At 67.2% G+C, this 25,517-nt stretch carries 22 protein-coding genes and 1 tRNA gene; 6 read left to right on the forward strand and 17 right to left on the reverse strand.

Translation table 11 applies throughout. The features are described 5' to 3' along the window. Positions 1-48: 48 nt before the first annotated feature. On the reverse strand, positions 49-747 hold the full coding sequence (locus tag ACP7C5_RS15880) for a pirin family protein (RefSeq protein WP_426264971.1): 699 nt from the start codon (positions 745-747) through the stop codon (positions 49-51). Between the two features lie 92 nt (positions 748-839). On the opposite strand from ACP7C5_RS15880, the gene ACP7C5_RS15885 reads away from it, so the two are divergent. After that, positions 840-1,769, forward strand: a complete 930-nt coding sequence (locus ACP7C5_RS15885; RefSeq protein WP_189676042.1) for a LysR family transcriptional regulator — start codon at positions 840-842, stop codon at positions 1,767-1,769. A gap of 89 nt (positions 1,770-1,858) precedes the next feature. Here the strand turns inward: ACP7C5_RS15885 and ACP7C5_RS15890 are convergent, their stop codons facing one another. Both ACP7C5_RS15890 and ACP7C5_RS15895 read right to left on the reverse strand, forming a co-directional pair. Next, positions 1,859-2,695 (reverse strand): alpha/beta fold hydrolase, encoded by an 837-nt coding sequence (locus ACP7C5_RS15890; protein ID WP_426264972.1) that lies wholly within the window; start codon positions 2,693-2,695, stop codon positions 1,859-1,861. Positions 2,696-3,329: 634 nt separating this feature from the next. Further along, complete coding sequence (locus tag ACP7C5_RS15895) at positions 3,330-3,812, reverse strand: c-type cytochrome (protein WP_426264973.1); 483 nt, start codon at positions 3,810-3,812, stop codon at positions 3,330-3,332. A 245-nt stretch (positions 3,813-4,057) separates the two neighbouring features. Here ACP7C5_RS15895 and ACP7C5_RS15900 point away from each other — a divergent pair, with 245 nt between their 5' ends. Further along, on the forward strand, positions 4,058-4,588 hold the full coding sequence (locus ACP7C5_RS15900; RefSeq protein WP_426264974.1) for a phosphoribosyltransferase: 531 nt from the start codon (positions 4,058-4,060) through the stop codon (positions 4,586-4,588). A 10-nt stretch (positions 4,589-4,598) separates the two neighbouring features. Here the strand turns inward: ACP7C5_RS15900 and guaD are convergent, their stop codons facing one another. The 4 genes from guaD to ACP7C5_RS15920 are packed head-to-tail and all read right to left on the reverse strand — an operon-like array spanning position 4,599 to position 8,056. Further along, entirely contained in the window at positions 4,599-5,891 is a 1,293-nt protein-coding gene (gene guaD, locus ACP7C5_RS15905) for a guanine deaminase (RefSeq protein WP_426264975.1), read from the reverse strand. Continuing rightward, complete coding sequence (locus ACP7C5_RS15910) at positions 5,888-6,187, reverse strand: hypothetical protein (RefSeq protein ID WP_426264976.1); 300 nt, start codon at positions 6,185-6,187, stop codon at positions 5,888-5,890. Before ACP7C5_RS15910 ends, guaD begins: the two co-directional genes overlap by 4 nt. Before the next feature lie 4 nt (positions 6,188-6,191). Further along, positions 6,192-7,568 (reverse strand): NCS2 family permease, encoded by a 1,377-nt coding sequence (locus ACP7C5_RS15915; RefSeq protein ID WP_426264977.1) that lies wholly within the window; start codon positions 7,566-7,568, stop codon positions 6,192-6,194. Then, positions 7,565-8,056, reverse strand: a complete 492-nt coding sequence (locus ACP7C5_RS15920) for a bile acid:sodium symporter (RefSeq protein WP_426264978.1) — start codon at positions 8,054-8,056, stop codon at positions 7,565-7,567. Before ACP7C5_RS15920 ends, ACP7C5_RS15915 begins: the two co-directional genes overlap by 4 nt. 243 nt (positions 8,057-8,299) lie before the next feature. Here ACP7C5_RS15920 and ACP7C5_RS15925 point away from each other — a divergent pair, with 243 nt between their 5' ends. The 4 genes from ACP7C5_RS15925 to ACP7C5_RS15940 all read left to right on the forward strand — a co-directional run bounded on the left by ACP7C5_RS15925 (position 8,300) and on the right by ACP7C5_RS15940 (position 15,744). After that, positions 8,300-9,712 carry an alpha-amylase family glycosyl hydrolase gene (locus tag ACP7C5_RS15925; protein WP_426264979.1) on the forward strand — a complete coding sequence of 471 codons (1,413 nt, stop codon included), beginning with the start codon at positions 8,300-8,302 and terminating at the stop codon, positions 9,710-9,712. Positions 9,713-9,807: 95 nt separating this feature from the next. Further along, positions 9,808-10,719: an ABC transporter ATP-binding protein gene (locus tag ACP7C5_RS15930; protein WP_426264980.1), complete on the forward strand. Its 912-nt coding sequence runs from the start codon at positions 9,808-9,810 to the stop codon at positions 10,717-10,719. A gap of 12 nt (positions 10,720-10,731) precedes the next feature. After that, positions 10,732-14,319: a M1 family aminopeptidase gene (locus tag ACP7C5_RS15935; RefSeq protein WP_426264981.1), complete on the forward strand. Its 3,588-nt coding sequence runs from the start codon at positions 10,732-10,734 to the stop codon at positions 14,317-14,319. A gap of 60 nt (positions 14,320-14,379) precedes the next feature. Further along, positions 14,380-15,744, forward strand: a complete 1,365-nt coding sequence (locus tag ACP7C5_RS15940) for a cation:proton antiporter (RefSeq protein ID WP_322161168.1) — start codon at positions 14,380-14,382, stop codon at positions 15,742-15,744. A gap of 12 nt (positions 15,745-15,756) precedes the next feature. Here the strand turns inward: ACP7C5_RS15940 and ACP7C5_RS15945 are convergent, their stop codons facing one another. The 10 genes from ACP7C5_RS15945 to ACP7C5_RS15990 all read right to left on the reverse strand — a co-directional run bounded on the left by ACP7C5_RS15945 (position 15,757) and on the right by ACP7C5_RS15990 (position 25,164). Continuing rightward, entirely contained in the window at positions 15,757-16,812 is a 1,056-nt protein-coding gene (locus ACP7C5_RS15945; protein WP_322161166.1) for a glycosyltransferase family A protein, read from the reverse strand. Further along, positions 16,809-19,280 (reverse strand): DegT/DnrJ/EryC1/StrS family aminotransferase, encoded by a 2,472-nt coding sequence (locus ACP7C5_RS15950; protein WP_426264982.1) that lies wholly within the window; start codon positions 19,278-19,280, stop codon positions 16,809-16,811. Before ACP7C5_RS15950 ends, ACP7C5_RS15945 begins: the two co-directional genes overlap by 4 nt. A gap of 113 nt (positions 19,281-19,393) precedes the next feature. Further along, a complete protein-coding gene (locus ACP7C5_RS15955) occupies positions 19,394-20,152 on the reverse strand; it encodes an SDR family NAD(P)-dependent oxidoreductase (RefSeq protein ID WP_426264983.1) in 759 nt (252 codons plus the stop codon). 22 nt (positions 20,153-20,174) lie between these two features. Beyond that, a tRNA-Phe gene (locus ACP7C5_RS15960) sits at positions 20,175-20,250 on the reverse strand. Positions 20,251-20,280: 30 nt separating this feature from the next. Further along, positions 20,281-20,469, reverse strand: a complete 189-nt coding sequence (locus tag ACP7C5_RS15965; protein ID WP_133190620.1) for a DNA gyrase inhibitor YacG — start codon at positions 20,467-20,469, stop codon at positions 20,281-20,283. Beyond that, positions 20,469-21,425, reverse strand: coding sequence for a ribonuclease (locus ACP7C5_RS15970; RefSeq protein WP_426264984.1), 957 nt, complete (start codon positions 21,423-21,425; stop codon positions 20,469-20,471). Before ACP7C5_RS15970 ends, ACP7C5_RS15965 begins: the two co-directional genes overlap by 1 nt. Before the next feature lie 6 nt (positions 21,426-21,431). Next, positions 21,432-22,001, reverse strand: coding sequence for a Maf family protein (locus tag ACP7C5_RS15975; protein ID WP_189676029.1), 570 nt, complete (start codon positions 21,999-22,001; stop codon positions 21,432-21,434). Positions 22,002-22,137: 136 nt separating this feature from the next. Further along, positions 22,138-22,356 (reverse strand): translation initiation factor IF-1, encoded by a 219-nt coding sequence (infA, locus tag ACP7C5_RS15980; protein WP_010162480.1) that lies wholly within the window; start codon positions 22,354-22,356, stop codon positions 22,138-22,140. A 299-nt stretch (positions 22,357-22,655) separates the two neighbouring features. Beyond that, positions 22,656-24,608 carry an alpha/beta hydrolase family protein gene (locus ACP7C5_RS15985; RefSeq protein ID WP_426264985.1) on the reverse strand — a complete coding sequence of 651 codons (1,953 nt, stop codon included), beginning with the start codon at positions 24,606-24,608 and terminating at the stop codon, positions 22,656-22,658. Between the two features lie 91 nt (positions 24,609-24,699). After that, positions 24,700-25,164: a hypothetical protein gene (locus ACP7C5_RS15990; RefSeq protein ID WP_189676027.1), complete on the reverse strand. Its 465-nt coding sequence runs from the start codon at positions 25,162-25,164 to the stop codon at positions 24,700-24,702. Positions 25,165-25,517 lie beyond the last annotated feature (353 nt).

The following is a 25,517-nucleotide window of genomic DNA, read 5'->3' on the forward strand; positions in this document are numbered from 1 at the left end:
TCGCCCCGATGCTGCGAGGCCGCCCGGCACGCGCCGGAAGGCCATCGCTCAGGCCGCGTCGACCAGGACGATCTCGCTGTCCTCGAGCGCGGTGATCACCACTGTCGGCTGGTCGCTGATCGCGACGCCGTCGCGCGCGGCAATGCGCTTGCCCTCGATCTCGATCGCGCCGGTGGCGGGAACGAGATAGCCGCGGCGGTCGCTGCCGAGCGGATAGGTCGCGGTTTCGCCGGCTTTGAGCGTTGCGCCGACGACGCGCGCATCGGTGCGGATCGGCAAGGCGTCGGTGTCGTCGGCAAAACCGCTGGCGAGCACCACGAACTGTCCGGCGCGATCATCCTTGGGGAAGGGACGCGCGCCCCAGCTCGGCTTCTCGCCGGTCTGCGTCGGCTGGATCCAGATCTGGAAGATCTTCGTCGTCACGTCTTCCTTGTTATATTCGGCATGCGCGATGCCGGTGCCCGCCGACATCACTTGCACGTCACCCGCCTCGGTGCGGCCGAGGTTGCCGAGATTGTCCTGATGCGTGATCGCGCCTTCGCGGACATAGGTGATGATCTCCATGTCGCGGTGCGGGTGGGGCGGAAAGCCCGATTGCGGGGCGATCGTGTCGTCGTTCCAGACGCGCAGATTGCCCCAGCTTTCGCGCGCCGGATCGTAATAGTTGGCGAACGAGAAATGGTGCTTGGCATCGAGCCAACCGTGGTTGGCGCCACCGAGGCTGGCGAAGGGGCGAATGTCGATCATGGCGTGTCTCCGTTGTGTTGCGACGGATATAGACGGCCTCGACATGCCCGATAAGTCGGATAAAATAGACTGAAACGTTCGATGGAATTGATATGTCCAACCCCGGTACGCCGACCTTCGACCAGCTTCGCGTGTTCCTCACCGTGGTCGAGACGGGGAGTTTTGCCGCCGCTGCGCGCAAACTGAACCGCGCGGTCTCGGTGATCAGCTACGGGATCGGCAATCTCGAGACGCAGCTCGGGCTGACGCTGTTCGACCGCGAAGGCACGCGCAAGCCGCAGTTGACCGATGCCGGTCGCGCGGTGCTGGCCGAGGCGCGCACCGTTGCGCAGGGGATCGACGGGCTGCGCGCCAAGGTGAAGGGGCTGCTCGACGGGCTCGAGGCGGAGGTCAATCTCGCGGTCGACGTGATGCTGCCGACGCACCGGCTCGGCATGGTGCTGCGCAGCTTTGCCGCGGCGTTCCCGACCGTGACGTTGCGGCTGCACGTCGAGGCTTTGGGTGCGATCACGTCACTGGTCCTCAACCGCAACGCGGTCGTGGGGATTTCCGGGCCGCTCGCCGCCGGGGTCGAAGGGGTCGAATGCGTCGGTGCTGGATCGGTGGTGCTCGTGCCGGTCGCAGCGCCCGACCATCCGCTCGGCAAGATGGAGCGGATCGCGCCCGGTGCAGGGCGCGATTACGTCCAGCTCGTGCTGACCGACCGGTCGCCGCTGACGCAGGGACAGGATTTCTCGGTGCTGAGCCCGCGGACCTGGCGGCTGGCGGATCTCGGCGCCAAGCACGCGCTGCTGCGCGAGGGGATCGGGTGGGGCAACATGCCGCTGCCGCTGATCCAGCCCGATCTGATCGCGGGCACGCTCAAACGCCTCGCGATGCCCGATCACCCCGGCGGCACCTATCGCTTTGCGGGCGTGTTTCGGCGCGACACCCCGCCCGGACCGGCCGCCGCGTGGTTGCTCGACCAGTTCGTCGCGCTGGGCGCGGACGATCGTGGCGAGGACGGGATGCGCGACGTCTAGTCGCGGCGGCGGGAAGATGCTTCCCAACGGATCGACGCAGGCGCGATCCGTTGGAGCTTGCTGCCATACCGCCGCGGTGTGAGGCCGGGTCAGTTGCGCGCGAAGGCGAGCAGGTCGGCGTTGATCACGTCGCCGTTCACGCTGAGCATGCCATGCGAGAAGCCGGGATAGATTTTCAGCGTCGCGTTCGGCAGCAGCTCGGCCTGCATCACGGAGGCGTTCTTGTACGGCACGACCTGATCGTCATCGCCCTGCAGCACCAGCGTCGGCACGGTGATCGCTTTGAGATCCGCGGTCTGGTCGGTTTCCGAAAAGGCGGCGATGCCGTCGTAGTGCGCCTGTGCGCTGCCCATCATGCCCTGGCGCCACCAATTGTCGATCGTCGCCTGGACGACGGTCGCACCCGGGCGGTTGAAGCCGTAGAATGGCCCTGCGGCAAAATCGTGGAACAGCTGCGCGCGGTTGGCGGCGAGCCCGGCGCGGATCCCGTCGAACACCGCCATCGGCAGGCCGTCGGGGTTGCCCTCGGTCTGGAGCATCAGCGGCGGCACCGCGCTGACCAGCACCGCCTTGGCGACGCGGCCCTGCGGTTGACCGTGTTGGGCGACATAGCGCGCGACTTCGCCACCGCCGGTCGAATGGCCGATATGAATGACGTTGTTGAGGTCGAGATGCGCGACCACCGCAGCTGCATCGGCGGCATAATGGTCCATATCGTGGCCGGTGCCGATCTGCGTCGAGCGACCGTGCCCGCGACGATCATGCGCGACGACGCGGTAGCCGTTGGCGAGGAAGAACAGCATCTGCGAGTCCCAATCGTCCGACGACAGCGGCCAGCCGTGGTGGAACATGATCGGCTGCGCGTCCTTCGCGCCCCAGTCCTTGAAGAAAATCTCGACGCCGTCTTGGGTGGTGACATAGCTCATGGGTCAGTCCTTGTTGGCCAGGGGGGAATTCGGTCGGGAGGCGTTAGCGGTTCACCTGTTCGGCGGGGGCGGCGCTGCTGGCGAGCGGCGCATGGCGTCCGGCGTGTGCAGTGCTCGACATGGCAGCGTTCCCCGATGAGGCAGTGTGAAGCGGTGCGTCTGAGAGCGGTTTAGAGCGGTGCTCTTGTCGAAATCACCTAGATAAAACTGTCGTGACTATTCGATGTAGTTGAAAAGGTCAGTTGGTTTTCGCTCGGCCTCACGCCGATCGTCGAAAGCGTGGCAGATCGCGGATCGTCGCACGCCATTTTCGCAGGCGCCGACGTCATCGCGATCCGAGTCTTGGTGTTTATACAACGCAACGGTCTGATCGTCTTCGACAATATCCCAGGGCAGCACGTGCAATAGCGGCAAAAGCAAAACCCGCCCGCGACGGCGAGCGCGATGAACCCCGCACCGACTCCGCCGAGCGTGGTTACCAACGCCCAGGAACGATCCGTCGCCGGCTCAGCCGTCGTCACTGGCCCATTTCCGCGACCGGATGCTGCGACTCGCTCCCCCCCGAAACGTCGAGCAGAGCTACGCGCAGCGAATCGAACAGACGCGCCGGCAGTCGCGGGCGAGCATCGATGCCTCAGGTGTTCGAGCGGAACTGGCGATGGCAGCCGCCGCACACTGCGCCGGTCGCCTTCGCCTGCGCGCCGATCGCCGCGGCGTCGCCGCTGTTCGCGACCGCGACGAGCGTGTCGGCGGCGGTGACGAGCTTGGCCATCTGCGCGTCGAAGGTCGCGCGGTCGGTCCAGATGATGGGCAGCGCATCGGTCTTGACGCCGGGCGCAGGCCCGCTGCCGGCGGGGAACAGCTTGCCCTGCGCGCGCGCGGTCTCGGCGATCATCTGCGCGGCGGCGACCATCGTCGCCTTGACGGGCGCGTCACTCTTCAACTCATCGTTGAGCGCTTTCATCGCGCCACCCATCTTCTTGAAGCCATCGACGCGCGTGGCGATCACGGCGTCGGTCGCCGGGCCTGCACCGGCGGCGAGCGATCCCGCCACTATAGTCGCGCAAAGCGCACAGGCGGTAAGCGACACAGTCTTGAAGGTACGCAGTCTCAGCATCGCGAATATCCATGATGAAAGAGAAAACGATCCATCCGCGCCGTCGCCGGCACCGGGTGCCTGTGTCCCGCATCTGTGCGTTTGACGCCAGAGCGATCCGAAAATTGGTCGTGCGGAACCGCTCTGATCCCCGACAGGTCGGCATCCGCCATCAGGCGCGGCGGCGGTTGCCCTTGCCGACCAGACGCGATAACCGGCCTCGCTTCGGCGGGCCGCCATCGCGCCGCCATACGGAGTGTCGCGTCATGAGCACCGCCGCCAGCCCCCAGCTCTATTACATTCCGCACGACGATTTCGTCGCCGATACGCAAGCCGTCGCGCACGCCGTCGCGCGCGGGGACTGGATGCCCGATTTCGTCGTCGGGATCGGGCGCGGCGGGCTCGTGCCCGCGGTGTTCCTGTCGCACGCGCTGAAAGTGCACATGCTGTCGATCGATCATTCGTCGAAAGTGACGGGCTTTGCCGACGAATTGCTCGGCAAGGTCGCGGCCAAGAGCGCGGATGGCGTCCGGCTGCTCTTCGTCGACGACATCAACGACAGCGGCGGGACGATCGCCGACATCCGGCGCCTGCTCGCGGAGGCGGGGTGTGACACCGGCAACGTGCGATTCGCCGTGCTGCTCGACAATGTCCGCTCGCAAGTGCGCGTCGATTATCACGCCAGAACGATCGATCGCGCCGAGGACAAGCGCTGGTTCGTCTTCCCGTGGGAAGCCGTCGGCATGAGCGAGACGATCGTCGAGGAAGCGCTGTCGGTTCCGCATCGCCTCGCCTGACGCGAGGGCGTCACCGATCGGCGTGTTTGTCCCACACGCACTCGCCGAGCACATAGGTCCGGCTGATCGCGCGGTCATCGCCGAGGACCTGCAGCGCGAACAGCTGCTCGGCGAGGCTCGCGCCGGTCGTGCGGCGTGCGAGCAAGGACGTCGCGGCGGTATCGAGCACGACGAAATCGGCTTCCTGCCCGGGTTCGAGGCTGCCGACCCGGTCCGCGATGTGGAGCAAACCGGCGCTGCCGGCGGTTGCCAGATACAGCGCACGGAACGGATCGAGCCGATCGCCGTGCGCGAGCGCGGCCTGATAGGCGAGCCCCGCGGTCGACAGCAGCGAGAACGACGTTCCCGCGCCGACATCGGTACCGAGTCCGAGCCGTAGCGAGTGGCGGTCGGCTTGCCCGAAGTCGAAGAAGCCCGAACCGAGGAACAGGTTCGAACTCGGGCACACCGCGATGCCCGCGCCGCTGTCGTGGAGCCGCGCGCAGGCACGGTCGGACAGATGCACGCCGTGCGCGAAGATCGAGCGCGGGCCGACCAGCCCGAAGCGATCGTACACGTCGAGATAATCGCGCGCGTCGCGGAAGCGCTCGGCAACCGCGGCGCATTCGCCCAGATTTTCGGCGAGATGCGTGTGGAGCAGGACGTTGGGATGCGCCGCGAGGAGCGCGCCGGTCTCGGCCAATTGCGCATCGGACGAGGTTAGCGCAAAACGCGGCGTCACCGCGTAACCGAGCCGTTTGTGGCCATGCCAGCGCCGGATCAGCACCTCGCTCTCGGCGCGCCCCGAATGCGGGGTATCAGCGAGGCCCTCTGGCCCCAAGTCCATCAGCACCTTGCCCGCTACGATCCGCATATTGCGGCGCGCGGCGGCCTCGAACAGCGCATCGACCGACTGCGGGTGGACGGTTGCGAACACGAGCGCGCTGGTCGTGCCGTTGCGCAGCAATTCGGTGAGGAACGCCGCGGCGACGGCGTCGGCATGTGCGCGGTCGGCAAACGCCTTCTCCGCGGGGAAGATGTGGGTGTCGAGCCAGTCGAGCAATTGCGCACCGTGCGACGCTATGCGATCCATCTGCGGATAGTGGATATGCGCATCGATAAAGCCGGGGACGATCAGTCCGGGCAGTGCCTCGATCGCGAGTCCCGGATAGCGCGGCGCCACGTCCTGATAGTCGCCACGCGCGACGACGATCCCATTCTCGACGATCAGCAGTCCATCGGGTTCGTGGCGGATCGCATCGGCATGATCGCGCGGATCGTGCGCGACCGAGAGCAGCGCGCCGCGAAAGCCGCGCGCGCTCATGCTGCGCGGCCGAACTGGCCGGTCTTGCGCGCCGCGCTGCGGCTTGTCGCAGCGACGAGCACGATCGCTTGGCCGATGCTCGGCAAACAGCGACTGCCGTAGCCATTCGCCTTCGCGTAACGGCCGGCCGACGCGCTCGAAGATCGCGGGATAGGTGCGGCGCTGCCGGCGCAGCGTGCTAGCTTTTGCGCGTTCGCTGCGGTCCCGCGGTCGCGCAGCACGTCGAGCCCGGCCTGCGCGGCGAGATGGTGCGGCGCGGTGACCAAGCCGCGATCGGATCGGACAGTGTGGCGCATCAGCTCATGCCCCCGCGCTCATCCAGACGAAGCGCACGACGAACAACCCGGCGAGCAGCAGCAGGAACCAGTCCGCGGTGGTGATCCGCCCGCGGATCAGCTTCAACAGCGCATGCGCGGTGATGCCGAAGGCGAGCCCGTTGGCGATCGAGAAGGTCAGCGGGATCATCGCCACGGTGAGGAAGGCGGGGATCGCCGAATAGGCATCCTCCCAGTCGACTTCGCGCAACGGGAGCAGCATCAGCCCGCCGACGATGATCAACGCGGGCGCGGTCGCCGCCAGCGGGATCAGCTGCGCATAGGGCGCGACGAACATGGTGAGCAGGAACAGCACGCCCGTCACCACCGCGGTCAGCCCGGTGCGGCCGCCCGCCTGCACGCCGGCGGCGCTCTCGACATACGACGTCACCGTGCTGGTGCCCGCGAGCGAGCCGACGATCGTCGCGACGGCATCGGTCATCAGGATACGGTTGAGGCCGGGTATGCGCCCGGCGGCGTCCATCAGCCCGGCGCGCTTGGTCACGGCGACGAGCGTGCCGATATTGTCGAACAGATCGACGAACAGGAAGACGAACAGGATCTCGATCAGCCCGAGCCCGTGCCGCCCGCCGATCCCGAACACGCCGGGCAGATCGAGCTTGAACGCGGTGCCGGTGAGCGCCGAGAGGCTGTAGGGCTCGGGTTTGAACACGACTTGGCCCGCGAACCAGCCGACCAGGGTGGTGCCGATGATCCCGATCAGCATCGCACCGCGCACGTTCCACACGCTCAACGCGCCGATCACGAGCAGGCCGAACAAGGCGAGCGCTGCGCCGGGTGCCGTGAGATCGCCGAGCGCGACCAGAGTCGCCGGGCTTGCGACGACGATCCCGGCATTCTTCAACCCGATAAAGCCGATGAACAGTCCGATCCCGCCAGCCACCGCGGCGAACAGTTGCTGCGGGATGACGGCGACGATCATCTGCCGCACGCCGGTCAGCGTCAGCAGCAGGAAGGCGACGCCCGAGATCAGCACGCAGCCGAGCGCGACCGGCCATGGCACGCCCATCTGCTGGACGACGGTGAAGCTGAAATAGGCGTTGAGCCCCATGCCCGGCGCGAGCGCCAAGGGGGTATTGGCGATCACACCCATCAGGATCGAGGCGAAGGCGGCGGCAAAGCAGGTCGCGGCGGCGACCGAAGCGACCGGCATCCCCGCCAGGCCCAGGATCGCGGGATTGACCAGCACGATATAGGCCATCGTCAGGAAGGTGGTGACCCCCGCCAGCACCTCGGTCCGCGCCGTCGTGCCGCGCTCGCTCATCCGGAAATAGCGGTCGAGGCGGTGCGCGCCCACGATCGGCGGGGCTCCCGGATCGATCGGTCGGGTCGCTTGCGTCATCGATAGTCCCCCTGAAATGCCCCGCCCGGCGAGGAAACCCCGGTCAGCCCCCGTTCCTCCAGCATCGCCGCAAAGCGGAACAGCGTCCGCTCGGCCCCCGGCCGGCGGATCACCTGCAAGCCCAGCAAGGGCAGCAGCAATTGCAGCGCGATCGTTCCGATCGAGTGCGACGACGCGACCGCGCCGGCGCCCGCGACGTGCAGGAACACGCCGACCAAGAGCGGTGTCAGGAAAATGCCCAGCAGGTTCGACAGCGATGCGCTGCACACCGCCGCGGCGACATTCCCGCGCGCCATTGCCGTGAACGCGATCGACGATTGCACCGTCGAGGGCAGCAGCGTGAGATAGAGCATGCCGGAGAGCAGCACTGGATCGACCCAGCCCGTCGCCGCCCCGCGCGCGGGCAGCAGGCTTGCCAGCACCACGGTGGCAATCAGCCAGAGGAGAAAGCGATCGATCGAAAGAAGAAGTTTGACGGCGCGCGACATGGGGTACGTCATGGCCTGCTTTAGGCGCACGATCCAACATAATGACCGGCATGCTCCGCTGCAAAAAACTGGGCACTCGCAGGGGGCAGTGGTCGGGCGTCCGCTGGCCGGGATGGCATGGGCAAGTCTGCTTCGGTGCCTCTAACCCGCCGCGGCGTCCGCACGCGCTGTCACATACGTATTCACCGTGCTCCCCGCCCGAGCAGTGGCATAAGCGCCCCAAGATAAAACGGGAGGAATGCGATGCGGGCGATGCGGATGGGTGCGCTTGGACTGGCGATGGTCGCGCTGCTGTCCCCGGGCATGGCCTCAGCCAAGCAAGCGGCCGCTCCGGGCAGCGCCGCGATCGACGCGCGCTACCAGCCGCGGCCCTATGTCTCGCTGCATCATCCCGCCTGGACCAAGACGGCGGTGCTCTATCAGATCAACACGCGCCAGTTCACCCCCGAGGGGACGTTTCGCGCCGCGCAAGCGCAACTGCCGCGGTTGAAGGCGCTCGGCGTCGACATCCTGTGGCTGATGCCGGTCCATCCGATCGGCGAGAAGAACCGCAAGGGCGGGCTCGGCAGCCCCTATGCGGTCAAGGACTATCGCGCGGTGAACCCCGAGTTCGGGACGGTCGACGATCTCAAGGCGTTCGTCGCGGCGGCGCATGCGCAGGGGATGCACGTCATCCTCGACTGGGTCGCCAACCATACCGCGTGGGACAATGTCATCCACACCACGCATCCCGACTGGTACGAGCATGACTGGAAGGGCGCCAACCGGCCGACGCCGTTCTGGGATTGGTCCGACATCATCGATCTCGACTATTCCAAGCCCGGGCTGCGGCAATACATGACCGAGTCGATGAAATATTGGGTGCGCGATGTCGGCGTCGACGGCTTCCGCTGCGACGTCGCGGGCTATGTGCCGCTCGATTTCTGGGAGACGGCGCGCGCCGAACTCGACGCGATCAAGCCCGTCTTCATGCTCGCCGAATTCGACCAGCGCGATGTCCACGCCAAGGCGTTCGACGCGTCCTATGCCTGGAAATGGAACAATGCGATGGCCGACATCGGCGCCGGCAAGGCCGACGTGAACGCGCTGTTCGGGTATTATTCCGAAGTGCAGAGCGCATGGCCGGCCGAGGCGATGCGGATGACCTATACCGAGAATCACGACCAGAATGCGTGGGAAGGCACCGAGTTCGAACGCTTCGGTCCCGCGCTTCCCGCCGCGATCGCGCTGTCGTTCGTCGGCGAGGGGATGCCGCTGATCCATAACGGGCAGGAGGCGGGCAACCCGCGGCGGCTCAAATTCTTCGACCGCGACCCGATCACGTGGCGCGACCATCCCAATGCCGCGCTGTTTCGCCAGTTGATCGCATTCCGCGATGCGCACCCGGCGTTGTGGAACGCGCCGTGGGGCGCGCGCATGACGCCGGTGGTCAACAGCGCGCCGACCAAGGTCTTCTCGTTCGCACGCGAAAAGGGCGGCGACAAAGTCCTCGCGCTGTTCAACCTGTCGGGTGCGCCGCAGACGGTGTCGTTCAGCGACGGCCCGGTCGCGGGTCGCTATGTCGATGCCGCGGACGGATCGGCGCTGGTGATCGATGCCACAAGCAAGGTCACCTTGCCGGCATGGGGGTATCGCCTGCTCGCCGGCGCACGCTGATCTGACCCGGCCGCACTGCGGCGCATGCGCGATGCATTTTGCGCTTTAGCTTTGTAATACACTGCGCTAGCTTTCCTCCGACATAGGGGGAAATCATGCTCGAACTCGAACACGTTACGCATGTTTATGCCAACGGAACGCGGGCGCTCGACGATGTGACGCTGTCGATTCCCAAGGGCATGTTCGGGCTGCTCGGCCCCAATGGCGCGGGCAAGTCGACGCTGATGCGGACCGTGGCGACGCTGCAGGCCCCGACCTCGGGCAGCATCCGCTTCGGCGAGATCGACATCCTCGCGACCCCCGACCGGCTTCGCGAGCGGCTCGGCTATCTGCCGCAGGATTTCGGCGTCTATCCACGCGTATCGGCGTACGACATGCTCGATCACATGGCGGTGCTCAAAGGCGTCGCCTCGGCGCATGAGCGCAAGCAAACGGTCGAGACGCTGCTTAACCAGACCAATTTGTGGAACGTCCGCAAGAAGGCGATCGCGGGTTTCTCGGGCGGGATGCGGCAGCGCTTCGGCATCGCGCAGGCGCTGATCGGTAACCCTGAACTGATCATCGTCGACGAACCGACCGCCGGCCTCGACCCCGAGGAGCGCAACCGCTTCCTCAACCTCCTTGCCGAGATCGGCGAGAATGTCGTGATCATCCTGTCGACGCATATCGTCGAGGATGTCGCCGATCTGTGCCCGCGCATGGCGGTGCTCGCCGCCGGGCGGATCCAGCTCGAGGGCGCGCCGCAGGATCTGATCCAGGCGTCGCGCGGCACCGTCTGGGCGAAGACGATCGCGCGAGACGACATGGCGCACTATGCGCAGACGCAGAAGGTCATCTCGACCCGCCTGTTCGCCGGCCGCACGATCATCCACGTCCTGTCCGACACCGACCCGGGCGACGGCTTTGCGCCCGTGGTCGGCGGGCTCGAGGATGTCTATTTCTCGACATTGTCGCGCTCGCGCAGCGGCGACGCAGCCTTGGTCCATCCCACCGTCGCAGCTGCGTAAGGGGGCCGGGGCATGTTCGGCAAGATCGCGCGCTTCGAGCTCGGCTATCAATTCCGCAACCCAGTGTTCTGGGTCGTCTCGGTCCTGTTCTTCCTGCTGCCGTTCGGCGCGATGACGACCGAGCAGATCCAGATCGGCGGCGGCGGCAACATCCACAAGAACGCGCCCGTCGCGATCGCGCAGATCTCGCTGATCCTGACGCTGTTCTACATGTTCGTGACGACGGCGTTCGTCGCCAACGTGATCGTGCGCGACGATGAGAGCGGCTTCGGGCCGATGGTGCGCTCGACGCGCGTCTCGCGCTTCGATTATCTGATGGGGCGCTTCCTCGGCGCGTTCGTCGCCGCGGCGATCACGTTCATCGTCGTGCCGCTGGCGATCTGGATCGGCTCGCTGATGCCGTGGGTCGATGCCGATACGATGGGCGCGAACCAGCTGCTCGATTATGTGTCGGTCTATTTCCTGCTGGCGCTGCCCAATTTGTTTTTGACGGCGTCGATCTTCTTCGCGGTCGCGACGATGACGCGGTCGATGATGTATTCGTATCTCGGCGTCGTCGTGTTCCTCGTCGCCTATGTCGTGCTCAACACCGTGATCCGCGCGAAGCCCGAATATCGCGAGCTGGGCGCGTATATCGAGCCGTTCGGGCTCGGCGCACTCGCCAAGACGACACGCTATTTCACCGCAAGCGAATCGAACACGCATCTGCCGTCGTTTGCCGGCGTGCTGTTGTGGAACCGGCTGATCTGGCTCGTCGTGTCGTTCGCCGCGCTCGCGCTTGCCTATTCGCGCTTCACTTTTTCTGAACGCGGCGCGTCTAAGCGCCAGTTGCGGCGACAGCAGCGCAAGGACGCCAAGCTCGCCGCGTCGGCGCCGCTGCTCGTCGATCGCCTGCCGCCGGTCCGCCCGGCAGCAGCGAACGGCGCGCGGCTGTGGTTGCGCTGCCGCTTCGAGATGGGGCTGGTGTTTCGCAGCCCGGCATTCTTCGTGCTGCTGCTGATCGGGCTGTTCAACGCGCTTGGCGGGCTGCTGTTCGCAGGCGAGATGTACGGCACAGCAGCGCGCCCGCTGACCTTTGCGGTAATCGGCACGCTGATGGGCGCGTTCGGCGTCTTCCCGCTGATCATCGCGATCTATTATGGCGGCGAGGTCGTCTGGCGCGACCGCGAGCGGCGGATGCACGAGATCATCGATGCGACGTCGCTGCCCAATTGGGCGTACATCGTGCCCAAGGCACTCGCGGTTTCGGGCGTGCTGTTTGCGACGCTGGTCATCTCGGCGGTAGCGGCGATGCTCGTCCAGCTCGCGCGCGGCGTGACCGCGCTCGAGCCGCTGCAGTATCTCGGCTGGTATCTGCTGCCGATGACGGTCGACATGGTGCTGATCGCGATCCTGTCGGTGTTCGTCCAGGCGCTCAGCCCGAACAAGTTCGTCGGCTGGGGGATCATGGTGATCTACCTCGTCGCGACACTGACGCTGCAGAATATCGGGTTCGAGCATCCGCTCTACAATTACGGCAGCAGCGGCAACCTCCAGCTGTCGGACATGAACGGCGACCAGATCGGCGGGCCGCTCAGCTGGTGGCTGCGGCTCTATTGGTCGGGGATCGCGCTCGCGCTCGCGGTGGTCGCGCATCTGCTGTGGCGGCGCGGGACCGAGACGCGGCTCGCGCCGCGGCTCCGCCAGCTCCCGGCGCGGCTCAAGGGGCCGGCGGGTGCAGTGCTTGCCGGCGGGTTGCTCGTGTCGATCGTGACGGGGGTGTGGCTCTATCGGCAGATGGACGTGCTTAACGTCTACCGCACGCGCGAGCACCGCGAGGCGCGGTTGGCGACGTATGAAAAGAAGTATCTGAAGTACGAAAAGGTCCTCCAGCCGTCGACCACCGACATCAAACTCGATGTCGCGCTCTATCCGGCGCAGCGCCGGATGGAGGCGAAGGGTAGCTATCGCTTCGTCAACGATACCGGCGCGCCGTTGCGCGACCTGCACTTGCGGATCGCCAACGAGGATACCACGATCGTGTCGATCGCGGTTCCGGGCGCCACGCTCGCGATGGACGATGCCGATCTCAAATACCGCATCTACCGCTTCGCCACGCCGCTCGCGCCGGGGGCGACGGGGACGCTGTCGTTCGTGACGCATCGCCAGACGGTCGCGCTGCGCGCCAATGGCGATGACGCGCGGCTCGTCGGCAACGGCACCTTCCTCAGCAATTCGGAATTCGCCCCGCAGATCGGGATGGACCGCGACGGCCTGCTCAGCGACCGCGCCAAGCGGCGCAAATACGGGCTGACGCCGGAGTTGCGAAAGGCCAAGCTCGAGGACGTGTCGGCGCAGCGGCGCAACTATATCGGCGATGCCGATTGGGTGAATTCGGACATCACCGTCTCGACCGATGCCGGCCAGACGCCGATCGCGCCGGGGCGCAAGCTGTCCGACACCGTCGCGAACGGACGACGCACCGCGCATTTCGTTTCGCCCGCGCCGATCCTCGCGTTCTTCTCGGTGCAATCGGCGGCCTATGCCGAGAAGTCCGAGATGGCCGATGGGGTCAAGCTGTCGGTCTTCTACGATGCGAAGCACGCCTATAATGTCGATCGCATGCTGGCTGCGATGAAGAGCGCGCTTGGCTATTACCGCGCCAATTTCGGCCCGTATCAGTTCGACTATGCGCGGATCATCGAATTCCCGGGCTATGCGAGCTTCGCCCAGGCGTTCGCGGGGACGATCCCGTATTCCGAGCGGATCGGCTTCCTCGCCGATGCCAATGCGCCCGACAAGATCGACTATGTCACCTATGTCACCGCGCACGAGCTAGGGCACCAATATTGGGCGCACCAGATCATCAGCGCCGACATGCAGGGCGGCACGATCCTGGTCGAGACGATGGCGCAATATTCGGCGCTGATGGTGATGAAGCACCTCAATGGCGAGGACAAGATCCGCCGCTTCCTCAAGTACGAGCTCGACAGCTATCTGCGGTCGCGCGGATCGGAGCGGATCGAGGAGCTGCCGCTCGACCGTGTCGAGGACCAGGGATACATTCATTATCGCAAGGGCGCGGTGGTGATGTACCTGCTTCAGGACCGGCTCGGCGAGACGCGCGTCAACGCGATGCTGCGCGACCTGCTCGCCAAATATCGCTTCAAGAGCCAGCCGTATCCGCGCTCGCTCGATCTGGTGAACGGCTTCCTCGGCCTCGCGCGGACCCCCGCCGAGCGCGAGCTCGTCCGCGACGTGCTCGATCGCATCACGCTCTACGATCTCAAGGCGAAGACCGCGACCGTGCGGAAATTGCCCGACGGGACGTTCGAGACGCTGCTCAGCGTCGATGCCGCGAAATTCTACGCAAGCGGCACGGGCAAGGAGACGCCGGCGCCGCTGTCCGACACGATCGCGGTCGGGCTGTTCGACCACAAGCCCGATTACGGCGCCTTCTCGTCCAAGGACGTCGTATCGATGGAGCGCCTGCCCGTGCGGTCGGGCGTGCAGACGCTGCGCATCGTCAGCAAGCGCAAGCCGGCGTTTGCCGGGATCGATCCCTACACCACCTATATCGATCGCAATTCGGACGATAATATCGTGCCGGTGACCGGGTGATGCGCTAGCGCGTCACTCGGGCGCAGCGGGGAGCGCTGCGCGGGATATGTGGGGACGATGATGGGCGAATTGCTGGGCCAGGCGTGGCAGGCGCTGGGCGGGGTGCTGGGGGCACACGGCCCTGCGGTAAATGCCGTCAAGAGCTATACGCCGGGCGATTTCAGCGTCCATTTCTTCCTCCAGCTCGCGGTGATCATCCTCGCGTGCCGCGTCGTCGGGTGGCTCGGGCAGAAGCTGCTGCGCCAGCCGCAAGTCGTCGGCGAGATGATCGCGGGCGTCGTGCTCGGCCCGTCGCTGTTCGGGCTGCTGCTGCCCGACCTGCAGCTCGCGATCTTCCCCAAGGAGACGCGCAACGTCCTCTATGTCGGCGCGCAATTGGGCGTCGGCCTGTACATGTTCATCGTCGGCCTGACGCTCCAGCTCGACCATTTCAAGTCGAAGGCGCGCAGCGCGGCGATGGTCTCGGCAGCGGGGATCGCCGCGCCGTTCCTGCTCGCGGTGCTGATCACGCCCTTCCTGCTGACCGTGCCCGGCCTGTTTGCGCCCGGCATCGACCGCGCGAGCGCGACGCTGTTCATGGGCGCGTGCATCGCGCTGACCGCCTTCCCGATGCTCGCGCGGATCATCAACGAGCGCGGCCTCGCCAATTCGGCGCTCGGCACGCTGTCGCTCACCGCGGGCGCGTTCGACGATGCGGCGTCGTGGTGCGTGCTGGCCATCGTGCTCGCGACCTTCGGGGCGGGGGCGGGCGTTGCGGTGCTCGCGATCGGCGGGGCGCTGCTCTATACCGGCTTCATGCTGTTGCTCGGGCGGCGGCTGCTTGCGCCACTCGGCCGGATCGTCGAGGCGCGTGGCGAGATGACCAGCGGAATGCTCGCGGTCGCGCTGCTGCTGTTCTGCCTGTCGGCGTTCGTGATGGACGCGATCGGCATCCATGCGATCTTCGGCGGGTTCCTTATGGGGGTGTGCATGCCGCGCGGGCTGTTCGTCGCGGAACTCAAGCGCAAGGTCGAGCCCCTCGCGGTCGTGCTGCTGCTGCCGATGTTCTTCACCTATTCGGGGCTCAACACGCGGATGGACATGGTCGCGTCGGGGTCGCTGCTGCTGATCGCGCTCGGCATTCTGGTCGTGTCGATCCTCGCCAAGTTCGGCGCCTGCTATGCCGCCGCGCGGCTTTCGGGTGAGGACAATTCCACCGCGCTCGGCATCGGCGCACTGATGAACTCGCGCGGGCTGATGGAGCTGATCATCATCAATATCGGGCTGCAAAAGGGCATCATCGGGCCGACGCTGTTCGCGATGCTCGTGCTGATGGCGATCGTCACCACCGTGATGGCGACCCCCTTGTTCGAGGCGGTCTATGGCCGCGCGGCGCGCGCGCGCGGCGATCTGGCGGCGGTCGACGAGGACTTGGCGACGGTCTGACGCGGCGCGCGATCAGCCGGCCTTGCGCCGCTGCGCCGAGCGGATCGTGCCGACCAGCCGCGACAGGATCAGCTCCTCGATCCCCGCATAGCCCATCCCGAGATGATCGGGGCGCACGCCAGTCGCGTCGCCGAGTTTCAGACGGCCGGTGCGCAAACCGGCGCGCCCGATCCGCGCCCAGCGCCGCGCGGTTTCCCAGCGGATCAGGGCGAGGCTCTCGGCGTCGGGCGCGTGGCGGCGGATGAAATCGTCCTGCAGCGCGACGAGCGTCTCGCCGACGCGCTCGAAGGTCGCGCGATCGGGGACCGGCTGCTGCGCCATTACGTAGTGGCCGATCAACGCCGCGGCATCACCCGCCGCGTCGCCGAACAGCGGGGCATAGGCATCGGCCAGCACTTCGCTCGCACGCTCGCGCATCGCCGTCGCCTGGCGCTGAGACGCGCCGCCGCCATGCCGGCGATAGGTCAGCAATTCGTCGTCGATCCGCGCGATTCCGCCAAATGCGGAGATACGGTGATACAGATCGAAGTCCTCGGCATAGACGCGCTCGGGACGCTGGAACGGATCGAGCTTTCGCGCCACGTCGGCGCGCATCATCACCGACGACCAGACCAACGGGTTCTCGATCCGCATCAGCCATTCGATCAGCGCCGGGGTCGATAGCGGCGCAAGCGCGGACGGCAGAATCGCGCCCTCGAACAGCACGTTCGCCGCGCTGCCGACCAGCACGATCTCAGGATGCGAGTCGAGATAGGCGACCTGGCGCGCGAGCCGCGTCGGGTGGCACAGATCGTCGTGGTCGAGCGCGGCGATGTAGCGCCCGCGCGCCTCGACAAAGGCGGCGTTGCGCGTCAGCACGACGCGGCGATTGGACGGCGCCTCGAGTACGCGGATGCGCGGATCGGCAAAGCTGCGCGCGACCGCGACGGTATTGTCGGTCGAGCAATCGTCGACGATGATCAGTTCGAAATCGGCAAACGTCTGCGCCTGCAGCGAAACGATCGTCTCGCCGATCAAGTCCGCCCCGTTATAGGCGGGCATGATGACACTAACGGTAGGGGCAGTCATGCCACCGCTCGTGCGCCATCGCCGAGCACCTGGTCAACGATCATCGCGCCGACATCGTTCTGCCATTGCCACAGTCCGTTCGCTTGCCCCGAGAAGCTCGCTTCGCCGCCAAGCCGGCCCCATGGCACGAAGCCCGCCGCCAGGCCGATGCCGAACAGCCCCGGGATCGCCGCACCGCTCGCATCGAGGATGCGGCAATGCCGATCGACCATCGCGCTGCCCTGGTGCGCCGCGAGCGCGATCGCGCGGCCATCCTGATCGTGCACCGGCAGCGCGCGCGGGCGATAGCCGAGCGCTGCGATGACGAGATCGGCCTCGGCGAGATGCGCGCGCGCGACCGCATCGTCGTCGCCGCGCACTTGATGGACGGTAAGCCGTGGATCGGGCGTGCGTCCGTCGACGCGCAGTTCGCGCAGGACGAGTTCGCGCGCCTCGAGCCGGAAGCCCGCGAGGCGATAGACGAAGCCGCTGACCGGGCAGATGTCGTCGGGCCCGAAATCGGTGAAGCCCTCGGCCTGCGCCGCGGCGGGGGTGGGATAGAAGGGGCGGAGCGGGCGGCGGTGAAGCAGCGTGACCGCGCCCGCGCCAAGCGGGAGGCTCGCGGTCTTGAGCAGCAGGACGATCGTCGCGATCGCGCTTGTCGATCCGCCGATCACGACGATCTTGGGATTCCGCTTGGTCGAGAGCAGATCGATGATCTTGGCCGGGCCGCCGAGCGCGAGCGCCTCGTCCGACTGCATCAGCCGATCGCCGACCTCGCTCACGAGCGATACGCCGCCGACGCGTTGCGCCGCGAGCCGGTCGAGCGGCTGGTGGCCGCCGGTCGCAATCGCGACCGCGCTCGAGAGCTGGTCGAACTCGTGCCCGTCGGCGCGCCGCCGCATGCGGCTCGACCACAGCCCGCCTGCCACGCGCGTCGTACCGAGCACGTCGTGTCCGGTCAGGACCGTCCCGCCATGCTGCGCCACCAATGTCTGGAGGCGATGGCCGGTGGCCTGGACGAACGGGCCCACTTCGACGAGCGGCACGCCGAGCGCGCCGACATAGTGACCGACGGCTTGCCCGGTCGGATGATCGACCAGCGCGGCGAGTTCGGGATGCGGATTGTCGCGCACCGCGCTGAGAAAAGTCTCGGCGGTGCTGTCCGAGGTGATCGCGTAGCGACCGATCCGCCCTTCGCCGAGCGTCGCTTCGCGTTCGGCGACGATCAGTCCCGATGCTGCCAGCTCGGGCAGACGACCCCGCTTGCTCGCGGCGGTGAGCAGCGCGGTGCCGGCAGGGCCGCCGCCGACGATGAGCAGCGAGGCGATCGCGTGCTGGCGCGGCCGGGCGGCGCTGCGCGTTTCGCGCGCCAGGATGCGGTTGAAGGCCTTGGCGATCACCGCGACGTCGGCGATGGTCATCGCGTCGGTGACGGGCAACGAGAGCGAGCGCGCGCCGATCGAATCGGCGACCGGCGTCGGCAGGATCGTCGCAGTGCGCTGGAACAACGGCTGTTCGCCGAGATGCGGGCTGAAATACTGGCCCGACCCGATCCCGACCGCTGCGAGCGCGGCGGCAATTTCGCTCCGACGGTGCGCCACCGCTTCGGGCAGCAGCACCGGCATGAACTGGCTGGCGCGGCGCTGGCCTTCCGCCTGCTGGAACGCGACGCCCTTTAGTTGCGTACGGTAGGCATGCTCGAGCGCGGCGCGCTGGTCGCATACCGTGTCGATCTCGGCGAGCTTGGCGCGCGCCATCACCGCGAGCACTTCGGGCAATTTGGCGTTGAGCCCGAACAACGTCGCGCTGCGATTGGCCTCGAAACCGAAATTGGTCATCGCGCGCAGCCGCGCGATCAAGTCGGTGTCACCCGAATGGATCAACCCGCCCTCGGCAACAGAAAAGGTCTTGGTCGCGTGCATCGAATGCACCACCGCGAACGGCGCCCCCGCGCCGAACCCGCCGCCGCCGGCGTCGCGCGTGCCAAGCGAGGCGGCCGCATCGACCACCACGCCGACGCTGTGTTCGCGCTGGAGCCAGGCATAGCGGTCGAGGTCGATCGCGGTGCCGAAGGTCGCATAGGGCAGCAGCACCGCGATGCGATCGCCATAGTCGCGCAGCAAGCGCTCCTCGGCTTCGGCGCTGGCGGTCCAGTCGGCCGGGTCGATGTCGCAGATCAATGGGGTCAGACCGGCCCACAAGGCCGCCTGCGCGGTCGCGGCGAAGGTCAGCGCGGGCATCAGCGCGTAGCGGCCGGCGGTGCGCTCGCCCGCGGCCTCACGGATCGCGATCATCAGGCCGAGCGTTGCATTGTTGACCGCGAGGCAGGCGCCTTGGCCGTCGAAGAGCTGCGCGGTCGCCTCGGCCTCGAACGCGCGGACCTCGGGGCCGTTGTTGCTGAAATGGCCCGACGCCTCGACGCGCTGCAGTGCGTCGACATGATCGCTGAGCCGAGGAGGGTTGGGAGCGATCAAGGGGTAGCGCATGGTGGTCGGGCCTGTCTGGACTACGGACCCGCGCCTTGTGGCGTCTAGCCCCCTAAAATCTCGTTACACGCCTGACATATGCTGCGATCCGCTGCGGACCGTGTGCGGTGCGATCAGCTTTCGCGCGCCACGGCAAACCCCGCGAACGACTGGTTGACCGGCATGAGTTCGAGCGTGTTGATGTTGAGGTGCGCCGGCAGTTCGGCGATCCACAGCAGCGTTGCCGCGATGTCGTCGCCGGTCATCGGGTTGGCGCCGGCATAGAGCGTGTCCGACGCGGCCTGGTTGCCGCCGGTGCGCACAACGGTAAATTCGGTTTCGACCATGCCGGGCTCGATCGAGGTGACGCGCACGCCGGTGCCGTGGAGATCGGCGCGCAGGCCGAGGCTGAACTGGCGGACGAACGCCTTGGTCCCGCCATAGACGTTGCCACCCGCGTAAGGGTAGGTCGCCGCCACTGACGACAAATTGAGGATCGCGCCCTTGCGCGCGACGAGGCCCGGCAGCAGCGCCCGGGTGACGGCGACCAGCGCCGACACGTTGGTGTCGATCATGGTCTGCCAGTCGTCGAGCTTTGCGTCCTGCGCGGGCGCGGTGCCGAGCGCGAGGCCGGCATTGTTGATGAGCGCGTCGATCTGCGCGAACTCGGGCGGCAGGCCGGCGATCGCGGCCTCCATCGCCGCGCGGTCGCGAATGTCGAAGGCGAGCGTGTGGACCGTGTCACCGAGCGAATCGGCCAATGCCTGCAGCCGATCGGCCCGGCGCCCGGTGGTGACGACGCGCCAGCCAGCGCCAGCGAACACGCGGACCGCGGCCTCGCCGATGCCCGAGGTTCCGCCCGTGATGAAGACCGTACGCATCGTCATCACCATGTCTCCGACGCTGTCGGGAAAATGGTGCCCGAGGGCGGATTCGAACCACCGACACTGCGATTTTCAGTCGCATGCTCTACCAACTGAGCTACTCGGGCACTCCCGAATTGCTCCGGGGAAGCGGCCTCTTAGTCGCGGTCTTGGGGCGTGTCTAGCCCGTCTTCATCATCTTCGCTCGGCAAAGTGCGCACCGGGATCGCATACCCCTCGCCGAGCCACTGCAGCAGGTCGCGGTCGCGACAGCCTTGCGAGCAGAACGGGGAGAAGGCCGCGAGCGGCGGTTTGCCGCAGAGCGGACAGGGTTTGGAACGCGCCATCATGCCACCTCGAAGACCGGGGTGACGCCGGTACGCCGGGCGAGCTCGGCGATCCAGTGCGGATTGGCGGCGAGTGCGCTTTGCACGCGCGCCGAAACGCGGTGCTGCGTCGGGGCCGGCGGCGGGGTGCGCTCGATTCGGCGAAGCAGCGCACGCGCCTCGGCGGCGGCGGGATCGGCGCGGAGGAGTTCGGGGAGCGACACGCGGGCGCGGCGGCGGACGATCTGGACGAAGCCGAAGCCGTTCATCGCGGTGCGCTCGAACGGCTGGGGCAAGCCGGCATCGAGCGCGGCATCGACCGCGCCGCGCGCGGCCTTGCCGGTGAGCGTCGGGAAGTCCACGCCGATCGACCCGCCGATGTCGAAGCGCACGATGGCTGCGGCAACCGCGCGCGCGGCGGCGAGCGCGAGCGGTTCGAGCGGGGGATAGCCGTCGACGTCGAACAGCGTCATCGCCGGGGTCGGGCTCATCCGCAGCGCGCCGCCGACGGGGCCGGAAAAGACGATGTCGCCGGTCTGCGCTTCCTCGAGCGTTTCGGACCAGCCGGCGGACTCGAAATGGTCGGGCTCGTGCGCGTGGCACGTCCGCACGGCCATGCCGCTCGCGGAGATTCGCTCGTACAGGCTCGGCCCGGCGCGCTCGGGGCCGTCAGCGGGGACGCAGCGCGGCAGCTTGGTGCGGCGGCCCTCGGGGATCGCCTCGCGCACCAGCTCGACGAGCAGCGTGGCCCCTTGCGTGATGCCGGGCGGGAGCGGCGCGAGCATCGCCTCGCCGCCGGCAAAGGCGACGCGCCCCTCGCGGCCCTTCACCGTGATCTCGACCAGCCGGGCGGGCAGCACTGCGCCGATCCGCGGGCCTTCGCGCTCGAGCTCGATCCGCGCCTCGACGATCGCGCCGTCGGCGACCAGGATCGCGCGGCGCTCGCCGATCCCGGCCTCATAGAGCCATTCGCTCATCTGCGCTCAGCCAAGCGCCACGCCCGCTGCCAGCAACAGCGCGCGCGTCTCGAACAGCGGCAAGCCGACGACGCCCGAATGCGACCCCGACAGGAAGCGCACGAACGCCTCGGCGCGGCCCTGGATGGCATAACCGCCAGCCTTGCCGAGCCCCTCGCCACTGGCGACATAGCTGTCGATCTCGGCCGCGGAGAGCGGCTTGAACGCGACGATCGTGTCCGACAGCCGGGTGCGCGGCGTGCCGTCGGCGGCGATGACGCACACCGCACTCAGGCAATGATGGCGCCGGCCCGAGAGCAGGCCGAGCAAGCCGCGCTGGATCTCCTCGGTGTCGGCGGGCGGCAGGATGCGGCGCCCGCACGCGATCGTGGTGTCGCCGGCGAGGACGATCTCGCCCGCGGCGCGCGCCACCGCCTGCGCCTTGGCGATCGCGAGCCGCAGCGCATAGACGCGGGGCGCCTCGCCGGGCAGCGGGCTCTCGTCGATGTCGGGCGATTCGATTCGCGACGGCGTCACCCCGATCCGCGCGAGCAGATCGCGGCGGCGCGGCGAGGAGGAAGCGAGGACGAGGGTCATATCATACCTTCCCCGGCGACGGCCGCCGGCCGAGCGCGCAGGTCGTTGTCATCACGCGCGGCAGAGTCCGCGGCAGTCCACGACCGGGCCACAACCGGACCCCGGCCGTCGCCGGGGCGGAACGGGGTCGGCGCGCTTACTTGAAGCGGTAGGTGATCCGCCCCTTGGTTAGATCGTACGGCGTCAGCTCGACCAGCACCTCGTCGCCGACGAGCACGCGGATGCGGTTCTTGCGCATCTTGCCGGCGGTGTGACCGAGGATTTCGTGATCGTTCTCAAGCTTCACGCGGAACATGGCGTTGGGCAGAAGCTCCACCACCTGGCCGCGCATTTCGAGCAGTTCTTCTTTTGCCAAACAAACCTCTGAGGATGTGGGTGATCTTGTGCGGTGTTCGCGAAGCGCGGCGCATAGCCGAACACGCCCGAAAAGGAAAGCGGTGCGACGAACCGAGCCGTGCTTGACTCGATTGACCCCTGGAGCTGGTGTTATCGGCTTCGATCGTTTCCGTTTTCGTGATGATCGCGCGGGGGTGGGCGCGCGGGGGATGCGGTTGACGGGCTGACGCTGTGAAAGAGCGGCGCTGTGGGGCGCGAGTCGGGGGAGAGGATGACAAAAAGGGGGCGTGTAGGACAGCGGTTTTTCGAGGGGGGCGCTCAGGCGGGATTGTTCTCTTTCAGGAACGCCTCGAGCTCGGTGAGAAATTGCGCCCGGTCGGCCTCGCGCGAGAAATGGTGGTCGCCGAGCGGCTGCTCGACATAGCGGTACGGCTTTCCCGCCGCCTTGAGCCGCGCGACCATGCTGCGCGATTGCGCAACCGGCACGACGGTGTCCTTCTTGCCGTGGAGGATCAGGATCGGCATCGCGAAATGCGCGGCGTCATAGACCGGCGAGACCGCCTTTAGATCGGGTGCCTGCTCGCGGAAATAATCCTTTGCGCGCCCGCCGTTGAGGAAGGCGCCGTCATAACGCAGCATCGCGGGCATGTCGGCGACGCCGGCATAGGACACCGCGCAGCGATAGACCGCGGCATCGCGCCCCGCTGCGCGGAACGCGGCATAGCCGCCATAGGAGCCGCCGACGATGCAGACACGCTTGGCGTCGGCCAGCCCGCTTTCGGCCGCCCATTTGACCGCATCGGTCAGATCGTCCTGCATCGCGAGGCCCCATTGCCCGCGACCCTTTTTGGTGAAATCCCCGCCATAGCCCGAAGACCCGCGATAATTGGGCTGGAGCACGGCATAGCCGCGGCTGGCGAGAAATTGCGCCCACCAGTCCCAGCGCTCGTCATCGCGCGCGAACGGGCCGCCATGCGGCATCAGGATCAGCGGGAGCGCTTTGGCGGGCTTGCCGTGCGGTACCGTGAGCACCGCTGCTATGTCTAGCCCGTCGCGCGCCTTGTAATGGATCGTCGAGACCGGCGCATAGGCTTTGATGCCGAGCCCATCGTTAAGCGTCGCAAATATGTGCATCACGCCTTCTTCGGGGCGGAAGACGTAATAGGCGCCCAACCGATCGGCGCCGCCAACGCGCACCAGCAACACGCTGAAGTCGCGGCTCCACGACACGATCTGTGCGGTGCGCGCACCGACCGCTGCATCGATCTTGGCCTGCACATCGGCCAGCTTTGAGTCGAACCAGTGCGTGCGTTCGCGCGTGTCGGTATAGCGCACCCCGACGAGCCGCGACCCGCCATCTCCGGTGATGACGCTGTCGATGTCATAGCCGGGAACGCCGAACAGCTTCGGTCCGGTCTTGAGCGTCGCGAGATCGAGCGGATAGAGTGCGTTGAACCCGTCGGCATCGTCGAAGGCGAGCGCCTTGCCGGATTCGGGAAGGAAGATCGCGGGGGTGTTGCCAAGGTCGGCATCGCGTCCGCGCGCACGGCTGACGGTGCGGAAGGTCTGCTTGGCGGTGTCGCGGTAGAGCAAGCGATAGCTGCGCGACGCATCGTCATAGCCCATGCCGAGCCGAACGGTCCCGGCAGGATCGGCATACCAGTCCATCACGGTCTCGACCGATCGCTGGACCAGCGTGCTGTGACCGTTGGTCACGTCATAATCGCGCACTTCGGGCCAGAAGCCTGCCGCATCGCTGTAGATCGAGGTTTGCAGCGCGATCCGAACATGCGGGCTGCCATCCTGCGCGATCCAAAGCACGTCGTCAGCGCTCTGCGCCGCGTCATCCTTGCCAAGCATGGTGATCGTCTTGCCGTCGGCGCTGATGCCGAGCGTGCGACGCAGGTACCAGCTGTCACCCTCAACCGGCGCGGTGGCGCCGATCTGGGCGATCAGCCAGTCGTTGTTGACCCACGACCAGCCATTGATGTCCGACGCGCCGGGATTGATGACTCCGACATGCTGCGTGTCATCCAGCGCGAAGATGGCGAGCCGCTGCTGACCCTTGATCGCGATCTTTGCGGCGACGCGCTTTCCGTCCGGCGAAAGCTTGGGAGCTTCCATGAAGGGAAGCTGGCCGAAGCTTTCTACGGGGATCGGCGCGACCGCGGGGGGCGGGTTGGCAGGGGCGGGCTCGGTCGCGGCGAGCGGGCTTGCCGCAAACAGCGCCGTCCAGCCGAGTAGGCCTCGAAATCCCCGATATCGCATCATGTTGTCCCCCGACCGACGAGCGCGTCGCCGGTGCCATCCTAGCCGCCCGTGGGGCCGAGGCAAGGCGGCAGGGCGGCGGTATTACAGCGCCTTACGCTCCGCCGACGAACGGCAGCACGCGCTCGTAATCGGCGCGCGCGCCGCGGCCGTGTTGGGCGTGGTAGCCGTTGGTGGTCAGCACGTAATCGCCGACGATCGCCGCCTGCTGCTCGATATTGAAGCGGGTGAAGGGCCGGTTGGTGTCGGCGAGGTCACCGTAATGGTAGCGCCCGGCGGCGAGCGTGCCGCGCAGGCGGACCCACATGCCGTGCTGGTGCTGCCAGACGTGGGTGAGTTCGTGGAGGATCCAGGCGAGATCGGGGACGGTGGTCGAGAAGTCCGGCTTGTAGCTGGGCTTCGGGAAATAGATGTGGCCGTTGGGGGCCATCGCGACGCTACGCGGCTGGAAGGGGAGGTAGCGGCGGGCGTGGACCTTGATGCCGTCATACGCGATCGCGTCGCCGAACAGCGCCTGCGCGTGGTCGAGCTCGCCGGGGGAGAGGGGGCGGTGGGGCATTCTTGCTGGGTAGCGCGGGCTGGGGGGAGTCCGCCACCCTTTCGTCACCCCGGCCTTGTGCCGGGGCCTACCGGGATGCGCGCGCAACCGACGGAGTTTGCGTGGGACGGTGGGCCCCGGCACAAGGCCGGGGTGACGAGGGGAGGGGGTAAGAAGGGGCGTCGTGGCGAAGCCACGCCGTCGGTCGGGTGGACGAGAAAGGCTCGTCCACCCGCCGGCCGGGCTTTGGCTGATCGCCTTCTAACGCTTTGCGTTAGGCGGCTGCCAAAGCCGAAGGGGCGTCGTGGCAAAGCCACGCCGTCGGTCGGGGGCGTCGGGCGCCCCCGCCGGCCGGTCGCGCCTGCTAGGGCTTT

Origin of the sequence: Sphingomonas sp. PWP1-2, from assembly GCF_049898305.1 — a bacterium.
GTDB lineage: Bacteria > Pseudomonadota > Alphaproteobacteria > Sphingomonadales > Sphingomonadaceae > Sphingomonas > Sphingomonas glacialis.